Origin of the sequence: Exiguobacterium artemiae 255-15 (genome assembly GCF_000019905.1) — a bacterium.
Classification (GTDB): Bacteria; Bacillota; Bacilli; order Exiguobacteriales; family Exiguobacteriaceae; genus Exiguobacterium_A; species Exiguobacterium_A artemiae.
This window is the reverse complement of record NC_010556.1, coordinates 1585746-1607413: the sequence shown is the minus strand read 5'-3', so window position 1 is coordinate 1607413 and position 21668 is coordinate 1585746. Positions and strand designations below refer to the sequence as shown.

Genomic DNA, 21668 nt, shown 5'->3' with positions numbered 1-21668 from the left:
GAACATGACACAACGTAAATATGCCGCCCGATCATCGTGGAAGCGGATCGTAAAACGGCATTACCGGGAACGGTATCTTGAGACGACATCGTTTACGGGATACGTGACCCGGCTTGATCTTATCGAAGTGACGCATCCGTTATTGGTTCGTTATTCAGAGCAGGAGATTCAGATTGTTGGCGACGGTTATTCCTGGCTCCAACAGTTTCCGGCAGGGCAGAAGCACGTCGTCACGACGATGTTCAATGCACACGGACAGCTTATTCAATCGTACATCGATATTTGTCTTCGACATGGGCGGGATACGACCGGGATTTTCTGGGACGATTTATTTTTGGATCTGGTTTTGTTGCCGTCCGGCGAGTGCCTGATTTTGGATGCGGATGAGTTGGAGACGGCGCGGGAAACAGGATTGGTCAATCAGGATCAGTACGCGGCAGCATGGATGGAAGTCGAGATGTTGCAACATCAAATCAGGACGAAAGAGCTGTTGTTCCAACCGCTAGCCCTAGCCCGTGTGCACCATGATTTACTGAATGAAGCGTGACTAAAAGAACCCCATCCCGTTGATTAGATAGATCGTCAACAGGATGGGGGATTTGAAGTAATCGCAGTCTCGCGAGTTACGTCTAAACGATTTTGTTATGGTTATTATAGAGGACAAACAGAACGATACTGATGACGGCTAAGGCGACCACGATGAGCACCATCATGATGGTTCATCTCCTTTTTTCTACTGCAACCCGATAAATTCCGTTAGTTATCTTTACCCGAAAATCAGCAAAATGAGTAAGGTGTCTGAAGAAATCTGTTACCAAATGGAGACAACTGATGAGAAGTCGTCTCTTAATCGTCAAGGAGGACATCAATATGAAACAGGCGTATATCTTTGATATGGACGGCACGTTATTTCAAACGAACCGGATTCTTGGTCATGCGTTAGAAGATGCATTCGACTTCTTACGCATGAATGGTCGCTGGACCGGGAAAACACCGCTGGCTGAGTATCAGACGATCATGGGAGTGTCGTTACCGGAAGTTTGGCAAACCTTACTGCCGGGGCATTCGGACGAGGAACGGGCACTCGTTGACCGGATATTCCAAGACGCATTGATCCGTCACATCGAACAAGGGCAAGGTGCCTTGTATTCCGGAGCGGAAGCGACACTTCAGGCCTTAAAAGAAACAGGGCATCCGCTCTATATCGCAAGCAATGGCTGGAAAGTTTATTTAACGGCCATCGTCCGGCAGTATGGGCTGAATCGCTGGCTCGATGGCGTCTACAGCATTGAAGACGTCGCTTCGTCGCAAAAAAGTGATCTTGTCGCCTACATCCTGTCCGAGCATCAGTTAACGGACATGGTCGTCGTCGGAGACCGGATTTCCGATTTCCAGGCAGCCAAGGTCAACCGATTACCCGCCGTCGGTTGCCGGTTCGATTTTTCGAACGAAGCAGAACTAGAACAGGCAGATGTGATCATTGACGATTTACGGGAGCTCTTTCAAATCGATTTAAAAGCTGTAACGAAGTGACAAAACAGATCAAAACCGGTACCTCCTCCAAATGCTGAAGGGGACACCGGTTTTGTTTATCTGGTCATTTTTTTCGGAACAGGGCCGTCCACAGTCCGGACAGTCCGAAGACGGAATCGGTCGGAGCCGCTTCCTGCATCAAACGGATATCAAGAACCTCGAACGGTTCGAAAATCGACCGCAGTTTCTCTTCCGTGAAGCCGAGATCGCCGTTTAGACTTCGTTGCCGGTACACATCCCAGTCCGTCATGTCGGATCCGCCGTACTGTCCGCCTTCGACAAAGCAGGTCAAGGCAAAACAGCCGCCCGGCCGCAGGGCATCGGAAACGACGCGGATATAGTCGGGTCGGCGGTGCGGGGCGATATGGTGGAAACAACCGGAATCATAAACAAAATCATAGGCGCCCTGTTCGAACAGCAATTCAAACAAGTTTCCTTGGCGGAACGAAATGTCGAGTTGCCGCTCCCGTGCCCGTTCATTGGCCCAGTCGATCGAAGTCTGGGCAAGATCGATTGCGTCGACCTGACTACCGTGTTCCGCGAGATACAAGGCATTTCGTCCGGGACCGCTTCCTAGTTCGAGCACCCGGTTCACCGGAATCTCCAGTTGTTCGACATAGCGGACCAGATTCTCATCCGGTTTGTCGACGAAAAAAGGAATCCGTTTTGTCCGGTCGGCATAAAATCCGTCCCAAAAAGCGGTCGGTTCCCGGAGTAAAGCGTCAAGCATCTGTAACAGATCGTCGTGCGTCCGAATCGTTTCGTTCATCATCAGTCCTCGTTTCTTCCCGGCAGGTTTCGCAGGCGGACTGCCGTCGTTAGTGTTTCTTTCAAGTGTTCCGCCCGTTTTTCGGTAAAGGTCGTCCAAAACGTCTCACCGATCGTTGCCAGTTCGTCCGGCGAATAGACACCGGGTTCAAAGCTTCCCCAGCAACCGTCCGTCGTCAGTTGATCCCAAAAGACATAATCAGCAACCGGATAATGGGACAGCGGAACGTCGCCGCCCATCGGTTGCAGGTCAACGAGCTCCCGACAAAGCCACATCGCGGTCGCGACGGACAACAGACCACCGTGCCGTTCGTTTAAGCCGTCGAGTCCCGCGGCGTGTAACGCTGCCTCGAATGCCCGGTAGCGGTGCGTCGTGATGACGACGAGCTCCGGATACTTAAAGTTAATCTGTTTGACGAAAGCCGACTCCCAGTACGCACCGCCGTGTCCGTTGCAGAGGATGAATTGAGTAAACCCTTGCCGGTGCAGATTGACGATGATTTCTTCGAGCATCATCGATAACACCGTCGGGCTGACGGTGACGGTCCCGATTTGATTGGCATGTTCTTCGGAGGTGTTAAACGGAAGCGTCGGTAAGACATAGGCGTTTAACCGTTCACCGAAGACAGTGGCCTGGTGCTCGGCAATCAATGTATCAAGATGCATCGGCAGATACGGTCCGAACTGTTCCGTCGCTCCGACCGAGAGAATTGCGGTGACAGTCTGACTGTCCTTAATAACCTTCGTACTGTTTTTATAACTGAGCATTAATTCATTTCCTTTCATTCAAATACTTGGCGTAACTCGATTTGTCCTTCACCGTGACCTTGCGGATCCGGCATACGTCTGGCCCAGATAATCGCTTCCTCTCTTGACGCCACATCGATCAAAATAAATCCTGCCAATTGGTCCGACGACGGTTCAAACGGTCCGGATGTGACGTCCGGTTCTTCATTTGGTTGGTGAAACGAAAAGCGAACGGCTTCCCGCGTCGGGTGCAGTCCTTTTGCCATGACCCGGACGCCGGCTTCGACCAGGTCCCGGTTAAAGGCGGTCATCGCTTCCTGAAGGAGTGGATCCGGAAACAGACCGGCTTCAGAGCGATTTGACGCTTTAACGAGCAATAGGAATAACATGGACCAACCTCCTTGCGATAATTGAACATATAGGTAAAAAAACTTCTACTGTTTCTTATTCGACAAATGGGTTGTAAATCCTGTTTTTTAACTAAAAAATGGGTGTTAAAATTCTTTTGATGGAAGAAGAAAGGAAAAAAATTGCTCTGTCTAACCCCTTCGTTTAGCATAAAGTCAGAAGAATGAAATCAATTCTTATCAGGAAAGGAGCGGGGAAATGGTCTATTGTATCGGCATGTTTGTACTCGGTGTCGTTGCCCTGACGGCGCGGGGACTGTATTTTGACATTTTCCGCATCACGGAGAGGGGGAGTCTCGTTGCTTTTCTCCCGGCGGCCCTGTTGCTCTTTTGGATTGAGCGGTGGCAGCAAAAACGGGATACCGCGTTTAACGGAGGCGGAACCGGTTACACGTCGCTGCTCAGTGACCGTCAATCGACGGGCATCAAACAGATCTACCGGTCGGAGACGATTGTCGGTTCCTACCGCCGGACGTTTGAACAGGCCTGGCACCGCTGGTTCGTCGCTTTTCCGAAAGTGGAGAATTTTTTTCTGAATCTCGATTTTGATCTGTCGCAGCGCGAACTCCGGTTCGAGGAAAAAGCGGGTCAACGACTGTGGAGCAATCAGACCGAATGGATGATTGAGGAAGGTGGCGAAACCGTCGGGGACATCCAAACCGAAAATACGGTCCGGCACGCCGTCGAACTTACTGAAGTACTAAATATGACATATCGTGGCGAGACGTATCAGATCCGGTCGCCCCGGTTATCCCGACGGATTGAAGTAAGACGCGACAAGAAAACGATTGCGACAAGTCACCGGAAACGGCACCTGCTGACGTTTGATGTCCCGGATCTTGAGACACGGTCGGTCCTACTCGCCGGCATGATTTTGTTTCGTCTCCATTTTCGCGAGTGAAGCCGGACCGTTCCGCCTGACTTGGTACAGACAAGAAAATCAGCTATCCTAGACAGGTAACCCAATCAAAAGCAGAAAGCAGGCGATGTTTGATGAGCAATCCACTGAGCCAACTCGCATGGACCTTTGTCTCCGAGTGTGACATCCCGCAAGACGTAACAGGATTATTGATTCAAGGGGAAGACGCGTTGTCCGCCTATAAGACGATCCGGGACGTCGCGATTTTTACGACACACCGGTTGATCATTCGCGACGCGCAAGGATTGACGGGCAAGAAGGTCGAAGTCTATTCGATTCCTTATAAGTCGATCAACATGTATTCAACGGAAAACGCCGGTGGGATGTTTGACATCAATTCGGAAGTCCAACTGTTTACACGGGCCGGAACGATCAAAATCAATCTCAACAAAAAGGTCGATGTCCGTAAAATTGACTTGCTGATTGCGAACGCGATTCTGTGAACTACTCACCACTTATTTGCTTCGCAAATTGAAGGGGGAGCTTCTTGGGAAGACCGTACTTTTAAGAGCTACGATTATTTGCCAAGCTCATCGGGTGGTTCCCACCCTGAAGGGTTTTCAGTCTGCTAACAGCAACAAGTTGATACTTGCATTGATATCTCGATCATGATGCGCACCGCAAGTACACATCCACTCGCGTACATCGATTGTTTTCTTCTCGCCTTTTACTCCACAAGAAGAACAGATTTGGGTCGAGGCGTACCATTGATCCGCCTTGATAAGTGTTCGTCCGTAGAATGCGCATTTGTATTCTAACTGTCGGACGAACCCATACCAACTGACATCTCCAATCGATTTGGCGATCTTATGGTTCTTCATCATGTTCTTCGATTTAAGTGTCTCGACGACGATGACTTGGTTATCGTCAACCATCCGTTTCGACAGCTTATGAAGAAAATCTTGACGTTGATGTGCAATCTTTTCATGCTTCTTGGCGAGGATGATCCTCGCCTTCTCTCGGTTCTTACTCCCGATCTTCTTGCGGGACAAGGCGCGTTGCGCCTTCTTTATCTTCTCTTCGGACTTTCGAAGAAAACGAGGATTGGCAACTTTCTCAGAAACCCACTCATCGTTTGTCAGGATGGCGAAGTGCTCCAAACCAAGGTCGATTCCTACTTTATTTTGGGCTGGAACCCATTGCGCTTCGGCTTGATCGACAAGGATGGAGATGAAGAATTTCCGCGTCTTCGTCATCGAGACCGTCGCGGACTTGATCACACCATCAAACGGACGATGTTGTTTCAACTTCACAAAACCGATTTTAGGAAGTTTCACCTTACGATCTTCGATGCGGATGCTTCCCTTCAGATTGTTTGTTGTGTAAGAGGCTCGGTCGTTGTGCTTCGATTTGAATTTCGGAAACCCGACAGACTGATCTCGAAAAAAGTTTTGATACGCCTGGTTTAAGTCCATCTGAGCGTTCGCAAGAGAAAGACTGTCGACTTCTTTGAGGAAAGGGAATTCGGGCTTGTACTTCGCCGGGGTTGGGAGCTTCTGCTTCGCGTCAGGATTGAGCTTCGAATCTTCATACAATTGGATCCGCTCTTCGAGCATCTTATTGTAGACGAAACGGACACAACCGAACGTCTTCACGAAATATTCTTGTTGTGGTTTCGTCGGATAGAGTCGAAACTTGTACGCCTTCAGCAAAGCAATCACTCCTTTCCTTGTTTTTCGATATAGTGTCTGATGACGTCGCTTGTCGCACCTCCGGTCGTCACTAGACAGTAACTTCGAGACCAAAACATTTCTTTCCATAGTTGTTTCTTGACATGTGGAAAGTCTCGTTTGATCAGTCGACTGCTTGCGCTCTTGTAAGCGTTCAGAAACTTTGACATCTCCGTGTTCGGGTGTGCTTTGAAGAGCACATGGATATGATCGCCGTCATGATTCCACTCGTTCAGCGTGATGTGATACGACGCGCCGATTCGTTCGAACGTCTGTCTCGCGAACTCCGAGATGGCGTCATCGATCACTTTGCGTCTGTATTTCACTACTAGGACAAGGTGATAATTCAGAAGGAAGACTGAATGTTTATTTGTGTCCATTTTCATTGATATATCAGTCCTTTTGGTTAGTCACACTGATTGTATCAAACGATTGCAGTCTTGCCAAGAGGGGCGATTCATCTCCCACCTACGCTCGACTTCGCCCCGGTACGCTTAGAGGTGGGAGAATTCTCGCTAAATTTAGTTAAAAAGGGGGACTGGACGATGAAACGAGGAATTCCAAAAACGGCGGTGCTGGTTGTCTTGACGTTACTTGCAAGCCTCTGTCGAGCCAAACGAGTCCGTTAATTTTATTTCAATTCCCGTAATCTATGTATAAAATGATTTCATACAGGAACGAACAATTCTACTCCTTCCAAACCGTCAGCTGTCATAACAGGTAAAAAAAGAAACATGTTCAAAAAAAACGGATCCTTCAAGGACCCGTTCCGCAACTGACGCTATACTGTTGTGCTGTTTTTTTACTGTAACAGATCGTCGGCGTCATGCCGGTTTCACTGTCATAGTCGTACCACACGACATCATACATCCGGCCGTATTCCGGATCAAGCATTCGTTTATCGAGGATGGCGGTGTAACTTTGGTACGGATGACCCGCTTCATACAGATAATGCCGGATGGCACCGCGCTCGGTCTCATTCGAAAATACGACCGGAGACAGCAGGGGTAAGACGATTAACAAGGTGAGTACGGATCCACCAATCCACAGCCCGATTTTTTGCCAACGCTTCATTTGAAAATCACTCCATTTCAGTTAAAATATTGAAGTTGTATGTAAAACAACGACCGACAGTCACCGGATTGTCGGTCGTTTTGGTTTACCCTGTCTTTCGCATCGACTCAAACAAACGTCCCTTGTAGACGTCCGCGATCGTGTTCAGGAAGGATTCGGAAAAACGTTTCGGGAAGTAAGGTTTCGCATAAAAATACTGATAGGCCCGTTTTAAGTCATCCCACTGCGTACACGGATCCGTCTGCCGGAACCGTGCGACATCAATGATTCGCGTGCCGGTCGGCGTCAACAAGATGTTTCGTAAGTGAATGTCGGATGGGTTCAAGCCGACCGAGCGGGCTTCTGCTAAAGCCTGATCGACGGTTTGGATGACATCGTCCGTAATGAGCGTGCCGCTGATCAAACATTCGAACAACGTCTGTCCTTCGATGTATTCGATGACGAGGTAGTCTGGACCATATTCATACTGTTTGGCGTACGTCGCAAACGAATCCAATTGATCGTAAATCGATCCTTCGATTGCTGCAAGATGTCGGTGCGACGGGAAAAACTTTTTAATGACCCGGTCGGTTCCGGTGACTCGAAACACAAAAGCACTACGACCTGTCCCGATCCATTCCAGTTGGTCCGGATAGGACATCACCGTAAATCCCTCCGGCGTCTCGGCCAGATGGATGGCACAAGCCAGTTCGGAGTCTGTCTTCACACATGCCACTTCCTTTCTCTTCTTTTATATTATACGACGTTTAAGCGGGGATGGTTTCATAAAACGACTCCTGTGTGAAAGTTTTGAACATTTTGTGATATGCTGAAATCGTAAGGCAACTACTTAGCTCAAGGGGGCATTTTAATGACTACTTTACAACAATGGCGTGACCATTTTGAGGCGCTTCGGGCATACGACGAAGCCGTCGCGTTACTTTACTGGGACATGCGGACATACATGCCGGAACAATCGGCCGACAACCGTTCGAAATCGATCGGATTCCTGTCGACGGAAAGTTTTCGCCGCCGGACGGGGACAGCGTATCAGACCTTGCTTGAAGCGATGGGCCAAGAGACGTTGACAGGCGTTGAAGCGGTCTCATACGCGAAAGCGAAACAAGCATACGACCGCGACTCGAAGATTCCGGAAGCGGAATACCAGACGTTCATCACCTTGATTTCAGAAGCGGAAAGTGTTTGGGAAAAGGCGAAGGATGCGGATGATTGGGACTTGTTTGCACCATACTTGGAAAAAATCGTCGCGATGGAACGGAAGTTCGTTGAGTACTGGGGGTATGACAACCATCCGTACGATGCGTTACTCCATGATTACGAGCCGGGCATGACGGTCGCGGAACTTGATCCGTTGTTTGCGGAACTCCGTCAAGCGATCATCACATTGTTAAAACAGCTCGACGGAAAAACATTCCCGACACTCGACTGGTCAGCCGACCGCGAAACACAGATTCGATTGAATCACGAATGGTTACAGGACATCGGTTATGACTTTACGGCCGGGCGACTCGATGAGACCGTTCATCCGTTCCAGACGACGATCAACCGGAAAGATGCCCGTGTCACGACGAAGTACGATGAAAATGATTACCGCAATTCCGTTTTCGGAACGATGCATGAAGCCGGACACGCGACGTATGAGCAAGGCATCGCTCCGGAGCTCGATACGCTCGGACTCGGTGAAGGAGCTTCGATGGGCATTCATGAATCGCAATCGTTGTTCTTTGAGAACTTCATCGGCCGCAACCAAGGCTTCCTGTCGGCCCGCTATGCCGGTCTACAACGAGCGATTCCTTCTTTGACGGATGTTCCGTTTGAGACGTTTTATGCTGCTGTCAACGAAGTCAAACCGTCGCTGATCCGGATCGAAGCGGACGAATTGACGTATGCACTGCATATCATCATCCGTTACGAGCTCGAAAAACGCCTGATTACGGGCGAACTCGAAGTCAAAGACTTGCCTGCGGAATGGAACCGTCTTTATAAGGAATACCTCGGAGTCGATGTTCCGACGAACGCAAAAGGTGTCCTGCAGGATGTCCACTGGTCCGGCGGATCGTTCGGTTATTTCCCAAGTTATGCGCTCGGACTCGTCTACAGTGCTCAGCTGAACGAAGCGTTGCGCCGTGACGTCGCGCATGTTGATCAACTGATTGCCGACGGGACACTGGCACCGATCAAAGAATGGCTGAACGTCAACATCCATCAGCACGGAAAAGCGAAGACACCGGCGGAATTGATTCAAGCGGCGACCGGACAATCGATTTCCGTCCAACCGTTAATCGATTACCTGACTGCGAAATATACACGGGTCGTCGAAGCATTATGATGAAGTGGTTCGCCCATCGCGGAGCAAGTGATCGGTTTCCGGAAAATACGCTCGAAGCGATTGAAGCGGCGATCCCGTATGTCGACGGCATTGAATTCGATGTTCATTTTTCGCGCGACGGTGTCGGGGTCATCATTCATGACGAGACGGTGAACCGGACGACGGACGGAACGGGACGGGTCGTCGATTTGACACTCGCTGAACTGAAGCGTCTGAATGCCGGAGCGCGGTTCAAAGGGAACGGCGGACCGATGCAAACGACGATTCCGACGCTAGACGAAGTCCTCGAATTACTTGCGCCGACCGATCTTTTACTCAATATCGAGCTGAAGACGGATACGATCCGGTATCCCGGCATCGAAGCTTACACGCTTGAACGGTGCCGGGCACACGGCATTGCCGGTGAACGACTGATTCTCAGCTCGTTTAATCACTATTCGATCGCGACGGTCCGTGAACTTGATCCGTCGATCGAAACCGCGATTCTGTATCCGTATCCGTTGTATCATCCGGAGCAACAAGCGATTCTGCTCGGAGCCAAGGCAATCCATCCGGATTACCGCCGGGTGACAAGGGAAGATGTCGTCCTTGCTCATCAGGCCGGGATCGAGGTCCGGGTCTATACGCCGAAAACGGCTGCGGATGTCAGACGGATGATCGAGCTCGGAATCGACGCCGTCATCGTCAACGATCCACAAGCATTTCAGAAAAGTCTATCCATCCCATAAGGAGGTAGCGTCATGCGGAAGGAGCATCTGTTCATCATTTTAGCGTCATTGGTCGCACTCGTCATCGGTCTGCAGATTGGTTTCGCCAGTCTGCCGGAACCAAAACCGAAACAGGTGGAGGAATCGGTGACACGACCAAATGATTTTCAGGCAGGACTCCGCGACGCAAAAACCGAATTGAAGATGGTACAAAGGTTCAGCCGATCGAGCACGATCGAGCATAACCGATCGAACCAGACCTGGATTTACTCCAGTCCGACATCGACACGTATTGCCGTTGATTGGTATTACGTCGCGAGTTATCCCGAAAAAAATGTTCAGATGACTCGAAATGAGGTATCCCGGATTTTAACGTATGACCGGTATCTTGTTGTCATCCGCCCGATTTACGGTGTGGTCGAAGACAGTGAGCTTGAACAATTTGCACTTCGCTTTTCGAGCTACTTCATGGCAGTGCAACAACAAAAGGAGGAGAACGATGTCAGGTAAAATCATTCTGTTGATTGGGGGATCGGGCAGCGGGAAATCTTCCTTGATTAAACGATTACGCCAGGAATATGAACGAGTCCGCTTTATTCCGTCCGTGACGACACGTCCGAAACGTCCGACGGAACACGACGGGGAAAGTTATCATTTCGTTGATGTCAAAACGTTCCAGCAACTGATCCAGGAGAACGGATTCATCGAATATGCCCACGTCCACCGGGCATGGTACGGGACGCCGCGCCAGGCGTATGAAGAAATTCTTGCGACCGATGGAATTGTCATCAAGGATATTGATCCGAAAGGGGCGACAGCGTTCAAAACGTTGTTTGCCGATCACGTCATCACGATTTTCGTATCCGTTCCGCCGGATTTGATGAAGGAACGGTTGCTGATGCGGGGGGATACGCCGGAGTTCGAGGCACGGCTCGTCGACTATGCGGATGCCTGGAAAGAGCGCGATCATTACGATTATATGATTGAAAACATCGACTTTGAACAAGCCTATGCGGATTTGTTGAGCATCATTTCCTCCTATATTCCCGGACAACCGTCCGAATCGTAACAGCAGGGAACCATCCCTGCTGTTTTTAGTATCGTTAAGGAGAGGGGGAACGTGGATGGATGTCTGGCTACAGCTTTTGCAGGCGGAACCGGAGCTCAGGTCCTTGACCGACTGGAACCGTCTTGCGACGCGCTATACCGATTCACCGAAATACACGGCGCGTGACGCAAGCGGAGTATTCATCATTCATACCGCTCCGTTGGCATCATTGGCACGGAAAAAGCGGGAGTTTGAGCTTTTGCAGCAGTTACGACACGACGGGTTGCCGGTCCCAGAACCACTCGACTTGAAGCAGATTTCGGCAACCGCTGTCTGTTACAGCCGCTATCGTTTTCTGACCGGTAAGACGATCCAGGCATGTTTACCGCTCTGCCGGGACAAAGCATACAGACTCGGTCAGGAGACGGGCCGCTTGTTACAATGGATCCATCAGCATGAGGTGCCCCGGGCGACGGAGTGGGCGATCCGCTGCCTCGAAAAACACAAGCGGTATGTTGCGCTGTACCAAGCAGAAAGACCGTTGACCGACGATTCAATCATCCTGTCCTTCATCGAACGAAACATCCATTTGATCGCGGGACGGCCGAACCGGCTGCAACACGATGATGTTCACCTCGGAAATCTGATTACGGACGGGGAACACCTCGTCGGACTGATTGATTTCTCGAATCACGATGTCGGTGACCCGTGGCATGACTTCGTCAAAATGGGACTGTTTCAGGTCGACGACAGTATTCCGTTTGCCGTCGGTCAAGTCGACGGTTATTTTGCAAGGGATGTTCCGGAGCTATTTTGGCGTGTCTACAGCGTCTATCTGGCGATGGCTTGTATTTCATCGATCGTCTGGACAAGCCGGCATGCACCGGAGGAAACGGACCAAATGCGCCGGCGGTTTGAGTGTGCCGTCCCGATTTGGTATGCAACGTTTGACCGGACGTGATCGTCTGAGTAGACTTTTCGTTCGACCGGAAAAGCCGTGCCTTCACCGATTGATTCGGTCAGGGCACGGCTTTTTTGGTTCAGTTTCCGTCCCAGGTCTCGTCGACACGGGAGGCATAAAAGCGCAGGGCGCGGGCATAAGCATGGATTTCCGGATTTCCCGTCGTATCGACAAGCGTTCCGATCAACCGTTCGATTGCTTCGGCCGATCGGTCGAGATTATGTAACGTCAGTGCTAAAAATGTCTGCAAGACGGCATGCTGCGGAAAGTGGGCGAGTCCTTCCGTCAACGTCCGGTAGGCATCATCGTAACGGCCGAGGGCACGGTACGTACTGCCGAGTCCGACGTACGCCTCCTGTAAATCGGGCGCAGCCAGACCCTGTTCGATGGCAGCGACGTAATGCGGAACGGCAGCGGCTTCCTCTCCGAGATTATCATGACACCAGGCCATCTGATAATGAATTTGTGGATCGTCCGGAGCCTGATTCAGGTAAGAGGCGACGACGGCTTTTGCGGCGTGATACTGTTTCGCTTGACGAAGACGCGAGACGGCTGTCCGGTCAAACCCGACCGCAGGGGAGAGATCATCTGACGGACGGTAGACGAAGGTCAGCTGCTGACTCGATGGTCCGTATGAAACGCTGGAGCGAAACGGCAGACCGGCCCTGGAGGCGACAACGAGCGCCGGTTCATTATCCGGGTCCATCGTGGCCACCACCTGTTGATAATCGAGTGTCTTGAAACTGAGCGTCAGCATGGCAGGAAATGCTTCCGTGGCATATCCTTGTCGTCCAAACAGCGAATCGATCTCGCAGTCGATTTTGGCCGAGCGGACTTCCGCCTGACGGATTGGCGAGATTCGGATTGTCCCGACCTTCGTTTCATCGTTTGAACGAAACAGACCAAACGTGGACGTGTCTGTTGCAGACCGGACCGGTTCGTGTCGGAAAGGCAACGGTCGAATTTGTAAGCGCGCAGTTTGAATCGTGATGGCATCTGTCATGTCAAGGCACTCCTCGCGTTGGGTATCATACAAAAACCCTTCAACCGGTCAGGCTGAAGGGTTGAATGTTAATTTTGCTGTTCGAGTTTCGTTAACAGTGTCCGGAACGTATCGAGTTCGGCATCCGAGAAGTCAGCGAAGACGTCCGACAGGTATTCCATCTTCATCGCTTCAAGCTTCCCGTACAATTCAATCCCGTCTTTCGTTGCCCGGAGTTCGACGACACGACGGTCGAGTTCACTGCGTTCGCGTGAAATCAGCCCTTTTTTCGTCAATTCATCGGCCAGTGCCGTGATCATACTCGCTGAAAACTGAAATTCGTTGGATAAAGCCGATGCGATTTGGGGACTGCTTGTGCAAAGCGACTTCAGGATAAAGAATTCGTTTCGCGTCAAGTAAGTCGTGAACATGCTGCGGACATCTTTTTTGATGGCGCGGTAGTTCATCCGTAACCCTTTTTCTGTATCCACGATCAACTGATCGCGATTTGCTACTTCTAATGTAGTTGCCATAGTTTCACTCTTTCCATACCGTAGTTTCTTCTTCCGTGATTTAGTATAGTGAAAAATTTTAGTTTAATCAATATTTTTCTCTTGAATCATCTGTTTACTTAACGGTTGGACCTGCTTGATGATGTCCTCGACGTTCCGGAGCTCCGGATAGAACCGGCGGAAGAAATAGTCAATCCGGTGTGGATCGTTCCCGGCGATTGTCACGGCCATACAGATGTAGGCGATGCCGATTCCTTGGCGAGGGAGGAAAGGGTTCGGCATGACCTGGGCACACTTCAAGGCGAGCGGGCTGTGGGCGGCGACGGCTTCAATCAATTCTCCGTAATTCCGGATATCGACATAATGGAACATCCGGATCAGTTCATTGATCAGCTGCTGATCGGAATCCAGCATCATCTGGGACGTGACCAGCTGTTTGTCGAGATCGTTGATGACAGCGGAGTGGTCGATGAAATAGTTTAAGTTATCGGAAGTGATCCGGACCTTTTGCGGATCCGACAAGATTTGCTGGACCGTCTCGTCTTCGAATTGTTTCAATTGTTTTTTGATGTTGACGAATTCCTGATCGGCGATTTCAAGGAGTCCGGCGACCCGGCTGAAACTGCGGCGGACTTCGGCCGGCACACTGTTCGGATTTTTATATCCTAAATCGTGCTCGATTTCCGCCCAGGCATGTTGCAGAATCGACCGGATCTGGATTTCGGCGGTATGGTCCTTAAAACGGCCGTATTCACTGAGCGCGAGCCGCTGTTCATTTAAGGCGGCGACGAAATGGACCGACAGATAACCGAACTCGGTCGTATCGAGCAGAGTGGATTTGTCGACGGATTGATCCCGGTCGATTGAAAATTCATTTTCGATGATCCGGGCTGCTTCCCGGACATCATCGTGAAAGTACGTCACGATCCGGATTCCCGTCAAATCGTGCACATCCCGGAGCGATTGGTATTTATTCGGTTGCCGTAACACTTTTTGGTACAGGCTGTCGGACTCTTTCGTCCGGGCGACGATCGAATGGTATTTGATGCCGGCTGCATCGAGCAATTCCGATAATAAGACTTTTAATTTATCGGCAAAGGCGTCATAGTCTTCCTTGTCATTGACATATTCGAGCATCATCGTATTTAAGTCCTGCGATTGCACGGAATTCACCTTCCTCATCAATTCTTCTTGCTTTATTGTAGCATTCGTTTTCAATGGACGCACGAAAGGACCCTGTTTCAAGGAGGACGCTTCGTGGGAAAGACAGAGTAGAACATCTGGGAGGGGTGCTAGAATGGAAATTTTGGACGCGCGGGCGTTGCCAGCTGATCATTCTGATATCTTACATGTCACACCATCATCGGTTTATTTCCGCCGCCGACTCAACGACAGTCAATTTCATATCAGCCGGTTTGATTTAAAAGATCAAGAACAGGTCGATCTGACGCCTGAAGTGTTGCAGGATCATGGACCGACCCGGCCATTCGTCAAAAAGGGAAAAGTGTATTGCCTGAATGAAAAAGACCGGGAAGAGGGCGGCGAGACGCAATTAATCGCGATTGACCTGCATTCAGAAAAAAGCGAGCACCTCGCTTCGTGGCGCCTTGGGGGCGATTTGACGCTCTACTGGGTCCTGAATGAGCGGTATATGGTGCTGTTGCATGTCGATGACGGGACGACGGCCTTTTTGTATGACGTCGAGACGACGCGTCAGCATCCGATTAAAGATGAACGGTTGTACGGTATCACGGAAAACTACCGTGAACTGTATTTTTTCCTCATCACGTTAGCGGATGCCGATTATATCGTCTGCAATGCCCGGCTCGATGAGTTCTCCTTTTATGATGCGCTGGAAAGCGGAGTCATCTCACCGGAAGATCCGATTGACCATTCGGAAAGTCTGTTGATTGCTCCGTTGTCGACGATCGTCACGGAAATCGAGCAAGGCGTGGAACACCTGTCCTTTCGGACGTTATTGCGGCTCGACGGGGAAGGGGATACCGTCCAGTACCTGGGCGAACAGGACGGCCATCTCGTGTTTAGTGCCTATTCGGAACGCCTCAATGAAGAAGTGTTTTATGAAATCAAGGAACAAACGGCCGTTACGGAGCGGGAACGGATTCGGTGGAGTGATTTCGAACCGCTGGACTTCACCTATGACGATGTCGAGTCGACGATTTTCATCGTCAATGACCGGTCGGATCAGCACCATGAAGTGATGAATCTGCGGACGGGTGCCCGTTACCTGGACCGTGACCCGTTTGAGCGGGTGCTGCGCGACCGGTTTTACCTGCATGAATCGATCGGGACGGATGCTGAACCGATGGTCACGGTGTATGACGGTGAGCAGGCAGTGCGTCACCGTTTCGAGGATGCTTATTATATGATTGTCTCCGGAGAATTGGTCATCCTTTCCGTCAATCAGTTAAAATGAACGAAACAGCCGAACAATTCAGGGAATCACACTGTGAAAAAGGCAGTGTGATTTTTAAACAGAAGACCTATTTATTTCATATACCGTAATCGTCATATAAAAACAAATTAGAAAACAAGAAGTATAAGCTTATATGCGTCAAAAACAATAAAAACTCCTCCCCGTCAGCGAAATACGCCAAGCAAGAGGAGGAGTGGTATGCTTATTCTGAGTCAGTCGTCCGTGTGAAGATGTCGACCTGAATGTTGCCAGCTGTTGCGCGTGAGTAAGGGCAAACGCTGTGGGCAAGTTTACCAAGCTCCGCAGCTTGTTCTTCTGAAACGCCACGGACAAGAACGTCCAGTTCCACTGAAAGTGTAAATCCGTCTGTTGCTTCGTTCAATGTGACGTGTGCCGTTACTTCACTGCCGTCATGCTTGATTCCTTGTTTACGAGCGACAAGATTTAAAGCGGAATCAAAACAAGCAGAGTATCCGGCAGCAAATAATTGTTCCGGGTTTGTCGCTTGTTTCTTTGATCCTGGTACAGGCATGGCAAGAGCGACGTCTAAAATACCGTCTTCCGATACGACGCGGCCGTCACGGCCTCCGACAGCTGTAGCAGATGATGTGAACATTGGTTTCATAATGATAACTTCCTTTCGGGTTGGCTGATTAATTTAAGTAGCTTACAATTAGATTGTATACAATCTATAAAAGAACGCAACTATTTTGCTTAAAGGAGGATATATATGTCGAATCCCTTATTGCTTGAAGAACAACTCTGTTTTCCGTTTTATGCGATTTCCCGTGAAATCACGAAACGATACCGTCCGTTGCTGGAGCCGCTCGGATTAACCTATCCGCAATATCTCGTCATGCTCGTCTTGTGGGAGCAGGATCAACAATCGTTAAAAGCGGTCGGAGAGCGATTGCATCTCGACTCAGGTACGTTAACGCCCTTGTTAAAAAAATTAGAAGCTTCCGGTTTAGTCGAACGGGTCAAAAATCCGGTGGACGAACGTCATATCCAAATCACGTTGACGGCAAACGGTCAAGCCCTTCGAAATGAGGCCGAACAAATTCCGCTGGCTTTAAAAGAATTACTGGGTGTATCGGACGAAGACATGGAACTGGTCAAGCAGACATTAAATCGCCTGACCATAAAAATGAACGGGACTGATTGACAGTCCCGTTCATTTTGACTATTTATTTGCGGCGGAATCCTTCTTCTTCAAGGTAGTTCGCTGCTTCTTTATACGAATTGAACGCTCCGTCAAGCAAGTCGCCCGCGTACACCAACCAAGTATCGAGGTCTTCGTTTAATAACGTCAATTCGAACTGGTTGTCGTTGATCCACGTTTCTTCCAGCGTTTCGACCGTTTCGACTGTCTCTAGCGCTTTGATCGCATCTTGTAACAAGAGGATTAAAGCGGGCTCGGAGAATTCACGAATGTTGACGAAACCTTTCCGGTCCGTCTCATATCCCGGTAATCCTGCAGCGTAGACAAAACCGTTGCCGTTCGGGTGAAGATGATAGACGACGATTTTTTTCTCGAACTGACTCTCCGGGAAGTGGAAATTGACACGGTTAAGCGAGACTTCTTTCCGGACAAGTTGCGGGAAAGTCTCGATGATGTTTAATTTTTCTTCAAATGTTAGCATGGTTCCTCCTTGAAATACATTTCTACTCTCTTATATATGCGATGATTCACAACGAAATGTCAACGTCTGTTTGATGACAGTGAAACTTGAGCAAGTCTCTTCCCGTATGAAAAAAGGAAAGGCAGGGGATTGGATGCAACCAAATCAACCGACCGGGGACTGGCAACACTTGCCACGTGCCTCGATAACCGCCGAACGTCAATACGTCGGCATTAAGTATACCATTTATCTGTTGCTCATCGGAACGGCGACCGTGGTTCAGATCAAGTGGCTGGATTTATCTCCCTGGTGGATGTGGATTCTGACCGGTTTGTGGACAGGATTCTTTTTGCTTCAGTTCGTATACGTCCCGAAGATGAGACAACGGTATTTTAAATACCGGGTCGATGATGAATTTTTAGTCGTCGAATTCGGAATCTTTATCTTACGACATGTTGTGACACCACTGGTCAAAGTACAAATCATCGATACGTCGTCCGGCCCGTTGCTCCGCCGCTTGAAGCTGATGAATATGAGCGTGCATACGGCGTCCGGGCAAATTGAGTTACCCGGACTTGAGGTCACGCAAGCCGGCATCTTACGGCAACGGATTGAACGATTCGCGAAACTCGAGGAACAGGAGGAGGAGTCGTTATGACACGGAGGGTCCACCCCTTGTTCATCTTAATGACGACGTTGACGCAGCTCCGATCACTCGTCATTCCGATTGCCGTCATCCTGTTCAATGATTTAAAAAATGACGGATTCGGCATATATACGATGATTGGTGTCGTGGTCATCAGTTTTCTGTTACTCGTGTTCGGTATCATATCCTGGTACTTTTATACGTTTACGATTGATGAACAAACGATTCGGGTCAATAAAGGGATTTTCCGAAAAAGTGAGCGGACGACGCAACGTCAGCGGATCGAGTCAATCGGCATCAATCAAAATCTGCTCGAGTGGATTCTCGGTTTGGCGACACTGGCGGTCGAAACGTCATCCGACAGCGGCAAACCGGAAGTCGAATTAAAAGGGGTTCGGCTCGAGTTTGCCAAACAATTGAAATCGACGATCGGAACAGCGGTCTTGCCATCCGCGGAAAATGCGGAGACAGCCGTCACTTATACGGTCGGCTTAAAGGATTTAGTGACAGCAGGGGCATTATCCGGCCGGCTCGGTCTTGCACTCGTCGGATTCGGAGCCGTCTATCAGTTCGCCAACCGGTTCATCGAGCCTTACATCAGCCGGGCGTTTGACGAATTGTTGCATTTATCACTTATGATTTTGCTGATTCTCGGCGGAATGCTTTTACTCTTGATTTACCTTGGCTCGATTTTAGTATTCGTCCTCCGGTACGGTTCTTTCCGGGCGACGCGTGATAAACAGCGGATGACGATTGGATACGGCCTCTTGAACCGGACGGAAATCGTCTTTCATCAAGATAAGGTGCAGGCGCTGGTCATCGAGGAAAGCTGGATCAAGCGGCGTTTGAAACGGGCGCACCTCTCGTTACACATTATCTCGGCAAGCGGTGAAGAAGAGAAGCTGCTCTTGCACCCGTTTATCCGCACGAGTGAGATCGACGATTTTTTGAGTCGGTTTTTACCGCGGTTTCAATTGCAAAATCCGCAGAAACGAGCTGTCGAACGGGGATTTGTTTACATCGTCCGTTGGCCGCTGCTCGGCTACAGTCTGGGGTTACTTCTGTTGAACGGGGCGATGCTCTATACGTTACCGGAACCATTCCGATATTTCGGATTACCGTTTCTTCTGCTGTTGCCTGTTTATTACGCGGTCGCACGGTCGGGCTATCAAAACACCCGTTACGGGCATCAGGATGATTTGTTTGTCCTCCGCAAGGAACTCGTCAACCGGGAAACGATTTATGCGCCGCGCCTCAAGATTGAAGCCTTCTCGAGTCACGTGTCCCGTTTTCTGGAACACAAAGATATTCTGAAGTTTCATCTTACGTTACGCGGTTCAACTGTTTTTCATGCCGGTTACTTTACACAGGAAGAGTTTGAAGACGTACTGCGTTGGTATCAACAGACATTTCTCAAACCACCGGCTTCACCGGCAGGGACACGGCTGTCGGATGACGAATAGCTTCTGAAAGAAACAGATGACAAAAGGAGTGAACGTGGTGCGCAAATGGATTTTGATACTCTTGCTGATTCTTTTCGGAATCGGAGGTCTGATCGGATATGACGGCTACCGGTTACAGCAAACTTTAACAAAAGCGTCTGACCGCTCTCGTCTCCTCCCTGCGAAGCCAACCAATCCGGACACAGCGGATCAGGCATGGATGAAGCGGCAGGATCTGAAAACCATCCAATTAAAGACGACCGGGGAAGCGCGCGTCGGCCGTTACCTGCCCGCTTCTCCCGCTTCCGACAAGACGGTGGTGCTCCTTGCTGATGATGTCCGCCTCGGTTCCTCCGAAACGGAACCGCTCATCCGCTTTTATCAGGAACAGCTCGGATACAACGTATTTGTTCCGGACCGCCGCGGTCAGGGAGGCAGCAAAGGACCATTGAACTATGGTTGGCTTGACCGGCTGGATCTGATCGAGTGGACCAATCAATTGATTGAGGAGACCGGAACGCGTCACATCATTTATCACGGACTGGGTGTCGGAGGGGCGACGGCATTGCTCGCAGCAGGAGAACCGACCGTTCCAAAACAAGTCAAGGTCGTCATTGCCGAAGGCGCATATGCCCGTCTGGACGATTGGCTCCAGTCTCTTGCACAAGCAAATCTGTCGTATCCGGCCGGTCCGTCGCTTGCTGCGGCAAGTATCTTGAATAAAGTTGAGCAGGACTTCTTTTACGGGGATGTTTCCGTCACGCGGCAGACGAGCCGGATCATGGTGCCGACGTTGTTCATCCAGGGAACGGGGGACAAGATCGTTCCCCCGCGGATGGTCTATGAGCTGTATCAGGCAAAACCCGGGATCAAACAACTGTATCCGGTCCGCGGAGCGGGTCACGGCATGACCTATTCCGAAAATGCTGGGAATTACGAAAAACGTCTGCGTTTGTTCGTTCAACCTTTTGTCACGACCCCTTAACCGGTCGTGTCACGAGGGCGGATGACCGGGCAGTGAACAAACAGATTGAAAGGGGCCACAACAGAAATGACGGATTTGGTTTGGGTAGGCAATGAAACACCATTCGTCGATGTCATCTCCATTGAATCGGTCGGACCGATCACGGTCGGACGATTCGGAGGATGCAGCCGTTCCGGACAGACTAAAAATGAAGACGGTTGTGTCGTCTGGATCGGGGGGGACTGGGAATGGACCATGCTCCTCGACGCGCATGATACGGCGGAAAGTGCCGTCTTATTGACCGACTACTTTACCGCGCATCGTGCGAAAATTGAGCGGATCCTGAATGAACCTCTAGAAACGATGTTCTCCACGCTCGAACAGCAGGTCGTATCCTTGTTGCAAAACGAAGCCTTCCGGTCCGCCTGTCAAGACGTACAGGGCGAGACCGCCTGTCTGTTTCTTGTCCGGAAAGGAAAATATGTCTGGTGGTTATCGGTCGGTGATGTCGTCGCTTATCTCTTCCATCCTGATTTAAGTAAACATCTGCAATACAAGTTAAACGAGCGGCAATTTTTTGAATGGATTGGACGGGTCAATACATTTGATTTACCGGTTCCGTGTTACGGGCGGGGGATTCGTGAATTACGTCGGGGAACCAATCAGCTGTTGTTGACGACGGACGGATTGATTGAATGTCCGGGAGCCCCGTTTCAGGACGGAAAACAGATGGAAACGATTCTGAACACTTCAACGGCTGGCGTTGAGACGTTACTGACGACAATCAAGCAGCTCGGTGTTCGGGACAGCACGACCATCTTGGCCTGGACGGTCAAGGTGGAGGAGCATGTGACAATGCCTGGAAATGCAAAATAATAAAAGCATGACCCGTCTTTTCCG

At 50.1% G+C, this 21668-nt stretch carries 27 protein-coding genes; 15 read left to right on the top strand and 12 right to left on the bottom strand.

Features of this window, described 5'->3' with window-relative positions; genetic code table 11:
* Positions 1-4 precede the first annotated feature (4 nt).
* Together EXIG_RS08475 and EXIG_RS08470 are read left to right on the top strand one after the other, a co-directional pair.
* Complete coding sequence (locus EXIG_RS08475) at positions 5-547, top strand: DUF402 domain-containing protein (RefSeq protein ID WP_012370522.1); 543 nt, start codon at positions 5-7, stop codon at positions 545-547.
* Between the two features lie 323 nt (positions 548-870).
* Positions 871-1533: an HAD family hydrolase gene (locus EXIG_RS08470; RefSeq protein ID WP_012370521.1), complete on the top strand. Its 663-nt coding sequence runs from the start codon at positions 871-873 to the stop codon at positions 1531-1533.
* A 64-nt stretch (positions 1534-1597) separates the two neighbouring features.
* Here the strand turns inward: EXIG_RS08470 and EXIG_RS08465 are convergent, their stop codons facing one another.
* The 3 genes from EXIG_RS08465 to EXIG_RS08455 are packed head-to-tail and all read right to left on the bottom strand — an operon-like array spanning position 1598 to position 3437.
* Positions 1598-2302 carry a class I SAM-dependent methyltransferase gene (locus tag EXIG_RS08465; protein WP_012370520.1) on the bottom strand — a complete coding sequence of 235 codons (705 nt, stop codon included), beginning with the start codon at positions 2300-2302 and terminating at the stop codon, positions 1598-1600.
* Positions 2303-2304: 2 nt separating this feature from the next.
* Complete coding sequence (locus EXIG_RS08460; protein WP_012370519.1) at positions 2305-3087, bottom strand: creatininase family protein; 783 nt, start codon at positions 3085-3087, stop codon at positions 2305-2307.
* A complete protein-coding gene (locus EXIG_RS08455) occupies positions 3084-3437 on the bottom strand; it encodes a YciI family protein (RefSeq protein WP_012370518.1) in 354 nt (117 codons plus the stop codon). The genes EXIG_RS08460 and EXIG_RS08455 overlap by 4 nt, the downstream gene beginning before the upstream one ends.
* Positions 3438-3654: 217 nt before the next feature.
* Here EXIG_RS08455 and EXIG_RS08450 point away from each other — a divergent pair, with 217 nt between their 5' ends.
* Positions 3655-4356: a hypothetical protein gene (locus tag EXIG_RS08450; RefSeq protein WP_012370517.1), complete on the top strand. Its 702-nt coding sequence runs from the start codon at positions 3655-3657 to the stop codon at positions 4354-4356.
* A 92-nt stretch (positions 4357-4448) separates the two neighbouring features.
* The gene (locus EXIG_RS08445; RefSeq protein WP_012370516.1) at positions 4449-4817 is read left to right on the top strand and encodes a PH domain-containing protein; all 369 of its coding nucleotides are present in this window, start codon (positions 4449-4451) and stop codon (positions 4815-4817) included.
* A 117-nt stretch (positions 4818-4934) separates the two neighbouring features.
* On the opposite strand, the gene tnpB is transcribed toward EXIG_RS08445, so the two are convergent.
* The 4 genes from tnpB to EXIG_RS08425 all read right to left on the bottom strand — a co-directional run bounded on the left by tnpB (position 4935) and on the right by EXIG_RS08425 (position 7824).
* Complete coding sequence (gene tnpB / locus EXIG_RS08440; protein WP_012370515.1) at positions 4935-6026, bottom strand: IS200/IS605 family element RNA-guided endonuclease TnpB; 1092 nt, start codon at positions 6024-6026, stop codon at positions 4935-4937.
* Positions 6027-6031: 5 nt separating this feature from the next.
* The gene (tnpA, locus tag EXIG_RS08435; protein ID WP_012370514.1) at positions 6032-6430 is read right to left on the bottom strand and encodes an IS200/IS605 family transposase; all 399 of its coding nucleotides are present in this window, start codon (positions 6428-6430) and stop codon (positions 6032-6034) included.
* A gap of 370 nt (positions 6431-6800) precedes the next feature.
* Positions 6801-7118: a YjcN family protein gene (locus EXIG_RS08430; RefSeq protein ID WP_012370513.1), complete on the bottom strand. Its 318-nt coding sequence runs from the start codon at positions 7116-7118 to the stop codon at positions 6801-6803.
* A gap of 85 nt (positions 7119-7203) precedes the next feature.
* Entirely contained in the window at positions 7204-7824 is a 621-nt protein-coding gene (locus EXIG_RS08425; RefSeq protein WP_012370512.1) for a hypothetical protein, read from the bottom strand.
* A 144-nt stretch (positions 7825-7968) separates the two neighbouring features.
* Here EXIG_RS08425 and EXIG_RS08420 point away from each other — a divergent pair, with 144 nt between their 5' ends.
* Genes EXIG_RS08420 through EXIG_RS08400 form a run of 5 tightly spaced genes read left to right on the top strand, consistent with a single transcriptional unit; the run spans position 7969 to position 12163 of the window.
* On the top strand, positions 7969-9447 hold the full coding sequence (locus EXIG_RS08420; protein ID WP_012370511.1) for a carboxypeptidase M32: 1479 nt from the start codon (positions 7969-7971) through the stop codon (positions 9445-9447).
* Positions 9444-10175, top strand: coding sequence for a glycerophosphodiester phosphodiesterase (locus tag EXIG_RS08415; protein WP_012370510.1), 732 nt, complete (start codon positions 9444-9446; stop codon positions 10173-10175). The genes EXIG_RS08420 and EXIG_RS08415 overlap by 4 nt, the downstream gene beginning before the upstream one ends.
* A 12-nt stretch (positions 10176-10187) precedes the next feature.
* Positions 10188-10664 carry a hypothetical protein gene (locus EXIG_RS08410; protein WP_012370509.1) on the top strand — a complete coding sequence of 159 codons (477 nt, stop codon included), beginning with the start codon at positions 10188-10190 and terminating at the stop codon, positions 10662-10664.
* Positions 10654-11223 (top strand): guanylate kinase, encoded by a 570-nt coding sequence (locus EXIG_RS08405; RefSeq protein ID WP_012370508.1) that lies wholly within the window; start codon positions 10654-10656, stop codon positions 11221-11223. Before EXIG_RS08410 ends, EXIG_RS08405 begins: the two co-directional genes overlap by 11 nt.
* 55 nt (positions 11224-11278) lie before the next feature.
* Positions 11279-12163 carry a phosphotransferase family protein gene (locus EXIG_RS08400; RefSeq protein ID WP_012370507.1) on the top strand — a complete coding sequence of 295 codons (885 nt, stop codon included), beginning with the start codon at positions 11279-11281 and terminating at the stop codon, positions 12161-12163.
* A gap of 79 nt (positions 12164-12242) precedes the next feature.
* Here the strand turns inward: EXIG_RS08400 and EXIG_RS15590 are convergent, their stop codons facing one another.
* The 3 genes from EXIG_RS15590 to EXIG_RS08385 all read right to left on the bottom strand — a co-directional run bounded on the left by EXIG_RS15590 (position 12243) and on the right by EXIG_RS08385 (position 14821).
* On the bottom strand, positions 12243-13166 hold the full coding sequence (locus EXIG_RS15590) for a tetratricopeptide repeat protein (protein WP_012370506.1): 924 nt from the start codon (positions 13164-13166) through the stop codon (positions 12243-12245).
* Between the two features lie 68 nt (positions 13167-13234).
* A complete protein-coding gene (locus tag EXIG_RS08390; RefSeq protein ID WP_012370505.1) occupies positions 13235-13678 on the bottom strand; it encodes a MarR family winged helix-turn-helix transcriptional regulator in 444 nt (147 codons plus the stop codon).
* A 63-nt stretch (positions 13679-13741) separates the two neighbouring features.
* Entirely contained in the window at positions 13742-14821 is a 1080-nt protein-coding gene (locus EXIG_RS08385) for a GTP pyrophosphokinase (RefSeq protein WP_234944519.1), read from the bottom strand.
* 133 nt (positions 14822-14954) lie between these two features.
* Here EXIG_RS08385 and EXIG_RS08380 point away from each other — a divergent pair, with 133 nt between their 5' ends.
* Entirely contained in the window at positions 14955-16094 is a 1140-nt protein-coding gene (locus EXIG_RS08380) for a hypothetical protein (RefSeq protein WP_012370503.1), read from the top strand.
* A 202-nt stretch (positions 16095-16296) separates the two neighbouring features.
* Here the strand turns inward: EXIG_RS08380 and EXIG_RS08375 are convergent, their stop codons facing one another.
* Complete coding sequence (locus EXIG_RS08375) at positions 16297-16719, bottom strand: organic hydroperoxide resistance protein (protein WP_012370502.1); 423 nt, start codon at positions 16717-16719, stop codon at positions 16297-16299.
* A 105-nt stretch (positions 16720-16824) separates the two neighbouring features.
* On the opposite strand from EXIG_RS08375, the gene EXIG_RS08370 reads away from it, so the two are divergent.
* Positions 16825-17259, top strand: a complete 435-nt coding sequence (locus EXIG_RS08370) for a MarR family winged helix-turn-helix transcriptional regulator (protein WP_012370501.1) — start codon at positions 16825-16827, stop codon at positions 17257-17259.
* Between the two features lie 22 nt (positions 17260-17281).
* On the opposite strand, the gene EXIG_RS08365 is transcribed toward EXIG_RS08370, so the two are convergent.
* Entirely contained in the window at positions 17282-17737 is a 456-nt protein-coding gene (locus EXIG_RS08365) for a hypothetical protein (RefSeq protein WP_012370500.1), read from the bottom strand.
* 133 nt (positions 17738-17870) lie between these two features.
* Here EXIG_RS08365 and EXIG_RS08360 point away from each other — a divergent pair, with 133 nt between their 5' ends.
* The 4 genes from EXIG_RS08360 to EXIG_RS08345 all read left to right on the top strand — a co-directional run bounded on the left by EXIG_RS08360 (position 17871) and on the right by EXIG_RS08345 (position 21644).
* Positions 17871-18374 carry a PH domain-containing protein gene (locus EXIG_RS08360; RefSeq protein ID WP_148206618.1) on the top strand — a complete coding sequence of 168 codons (504 nt, stop codon included), beginning with the start codon at positions 17871-17873 and terminating at the stop codon, positions 18372-18374.
* Positions 18371-19825, top strand: a complete 1455-nt coding sequence (locus EXIG_RS08355) for a PH domain-containing protein (protein WP_012370498.1) — start codon at positions 18371-18373, stop codon at positions 19823-19825. The genes EXIG_RS08360 and EXIG_RS08355 overlap by 4 nt, the downstream gene beginning before the upstream one ends.
* 37 nt (positions 19826-19862) lie before the next feature.
* Positions 19863-20789, top strand: a complete 927-nt coding sequence (locus EXIG_RS08350; RefSeq protein WP_148206617.1) for an alpha/beta hydrolase — start codon at positions 19863-19865, stop codon at positions 20787-20789.
* 66 nt (positions 20790-20855) lie between these two features.
* A complete protein-coding gene (locus tag EXIG_RS08345; protein WP_012370496.1) occupies positions 20856-21644 on the top strand; it encodes a PP2C family serine/threonine-protein phosphatase in 789 nt (262 codons plus the stop codon).
* Positions 21645-21668: the final 24 nt, after the last annotated feature.

What these genes read in the sequence shown, in the direction of transcription:
- EXIG_RS08475 (WP_012370522.1), top strand. Translation starts at nt 5, where the DNA reads ATGACACAACGTAAATATGCCGCCCGATCATCGTGGAAGCGGATCGTA.
- EXIG_RS08470 (WP_012370521.1), top strand. Translation starts at nt 871, where the DNA reads ATGAAACAGGCGTATATCTTTGATATGGACGGCACGTTATTTCAAACG.
- EXIG_RS08465 (WP_012370520.1), bottom strand. Translation starts at nt 2,302, where the DNA reads ATGAACGAAACGATTCGGACGCACGACGATCTGTTACAGATGCTTGAC.
- EXIG_RS08460 (WP_012370519.1), bottom strand. Translation starts at nt 3,087, where the DNA reads ATGAAAGGAAATGAATTAATGCTCAGTTATAAAAACAGTACGAAGGTT.
- EXIG_RS08455 (WP_012370518.1), bottom strand. Translation starts at nt 3,437, where the DNA reads ATGTTATTCCTATTGCTCGTTAAAGCGTCAAATCGCTCTGAAGCCGGT.
- EXIG_RS08450 (WP_012370517.1), top strand. Translation starts at nt 3,655, where the DNA reads ATGGTCTATTGTATCGGCATGTTTGTACTCGGTGTCGTTGCCCTGACG.
- EXIG_RS08445 (WP_012370516.1), top strand. Translation starts at nt 4,449, where the DNA reads ATGAGCAATCCACTGAGCCAACTCGCATGGACCTTTGTCTCCGAGTGT.
- tnpA (WP_012370514.1), bottom strand. Translation starts at nt 6,430, where the DNA reads ATGAAAATGGACACAAATAAACATTCAGTCTTCCTTCTGAATTATCAC.
- EXIG_RS08430 (WP_012370513.1), bottom strand. Translation starts at nt 7,118, where the DNA reads ATGAAGCGTTGGCAAAAAATCGGGCTGTGGATTGGTGGATCCGTACTC.
- EXIG_RS08420 (WP_012370511.1), top strand. Translation starts at nt 7,969, where the DNA reads ATGACTACTTTACAACAATGGCGTGACCATTTTGAGGCGCTTCGGGCA.
- EXIG_RS08415 (WP_012370510.1), top strand. Translation starts at nt 9,444, where the DNA reads ATGATGAAGTGGTTCGCCCATCGCGGAGCAAGTGATCGGTTTCCGGAA.
- EXIG_RS08410 (WP_012370509.1), top strand. Translation starts at nt 10,188, where the DNA reads ATGCGGAAGGAGCATCTGTTCATCATTTTAGCGTCATTGGTCGCACTC.
- EXIG_RS08405 (WP_012370508.1), top strand. Translation starts at nt 10,654, where the DNA reads ATGTCAGGTAAAATCATTCTGTTGATTGGGGGATCGGGCAGCGGGAAA.
- EXIG_RS08400 (WP_012370507.1), top strand. Translation starts at nt 11,279, where the DNA reads ATGGATGTCTGGCTACAGCTTTTGCAGGCGGAACCGGAGCTCAGGTCC.
- EXIG_RS15590 (WP_012370506.1), bottom strand. Translation starts at nt 13,166, where the DNA reads ATGACAGATGCCATCACGATTCAAACTGCGCGCTTACAAATTCGACCG.
- EXIG_RS08390 (WP_012370505.1), bottom strand. Translation starts at nt 13,678, where the DNA reads ATGGCAACTACATTAGAAGTAGCAAATCGCGATCAGTTGATCGTGGAT.
- EXIG_RS08380 (WP_012370503.1), top strand. Translation starts at nt 14,955, where the DNA reads ATGGAAATTTTGGACGCGCGGGCGTTGCCAGCTGATCATTCTGATATC.
- EXIG_RS08375 (WP_012370502.1), bottom strand. Translation starts at nt 16,719, where the DNA reads ATGAAACCAATGTTCACATCATCTGCTACAGCTGTCGGAGGCCGTGAC.
- EXIG_RS08370 (WP_012370501.1), top strand. Translation starts at nt 16,825, where the DNA reads ATGTCGAATCCCTTATTGCTTGAAGAACAACTCTGTTTTCCGTTTTAT.
- EXIG_RS08365 (WP_012370500.1), bottom strand. Translation starts at nt 17,737, where the DNA reads ATGCTAACATTTGAAGAAAAATTAAACATCATCGAGACTTTCCCGCAA.
- EXIG_RS08360 (WP_148206618.1), top strand. Translation starts at nt 17,871, where the DNA reads ATGCAACCAAATCAACCGACCGGGGACTGGCAACACTTGCCACGTGCC.
- EXIG_RS08355 (WP_012370498.1), top strand. Translation starts at nt 18,371, where the DNA reads ATGACACGGAGGGTCCACCCCTTGTTCATCTTAATGACGACGTTGACG.
- EXIG_RS08345 (WP_012370496.1), top strand. Translation starts at nt 20,856, where the DNA reads ATGACGGATTTGGTTTGGGTAGGCAATGAAACACCATTCGTCGATGTC.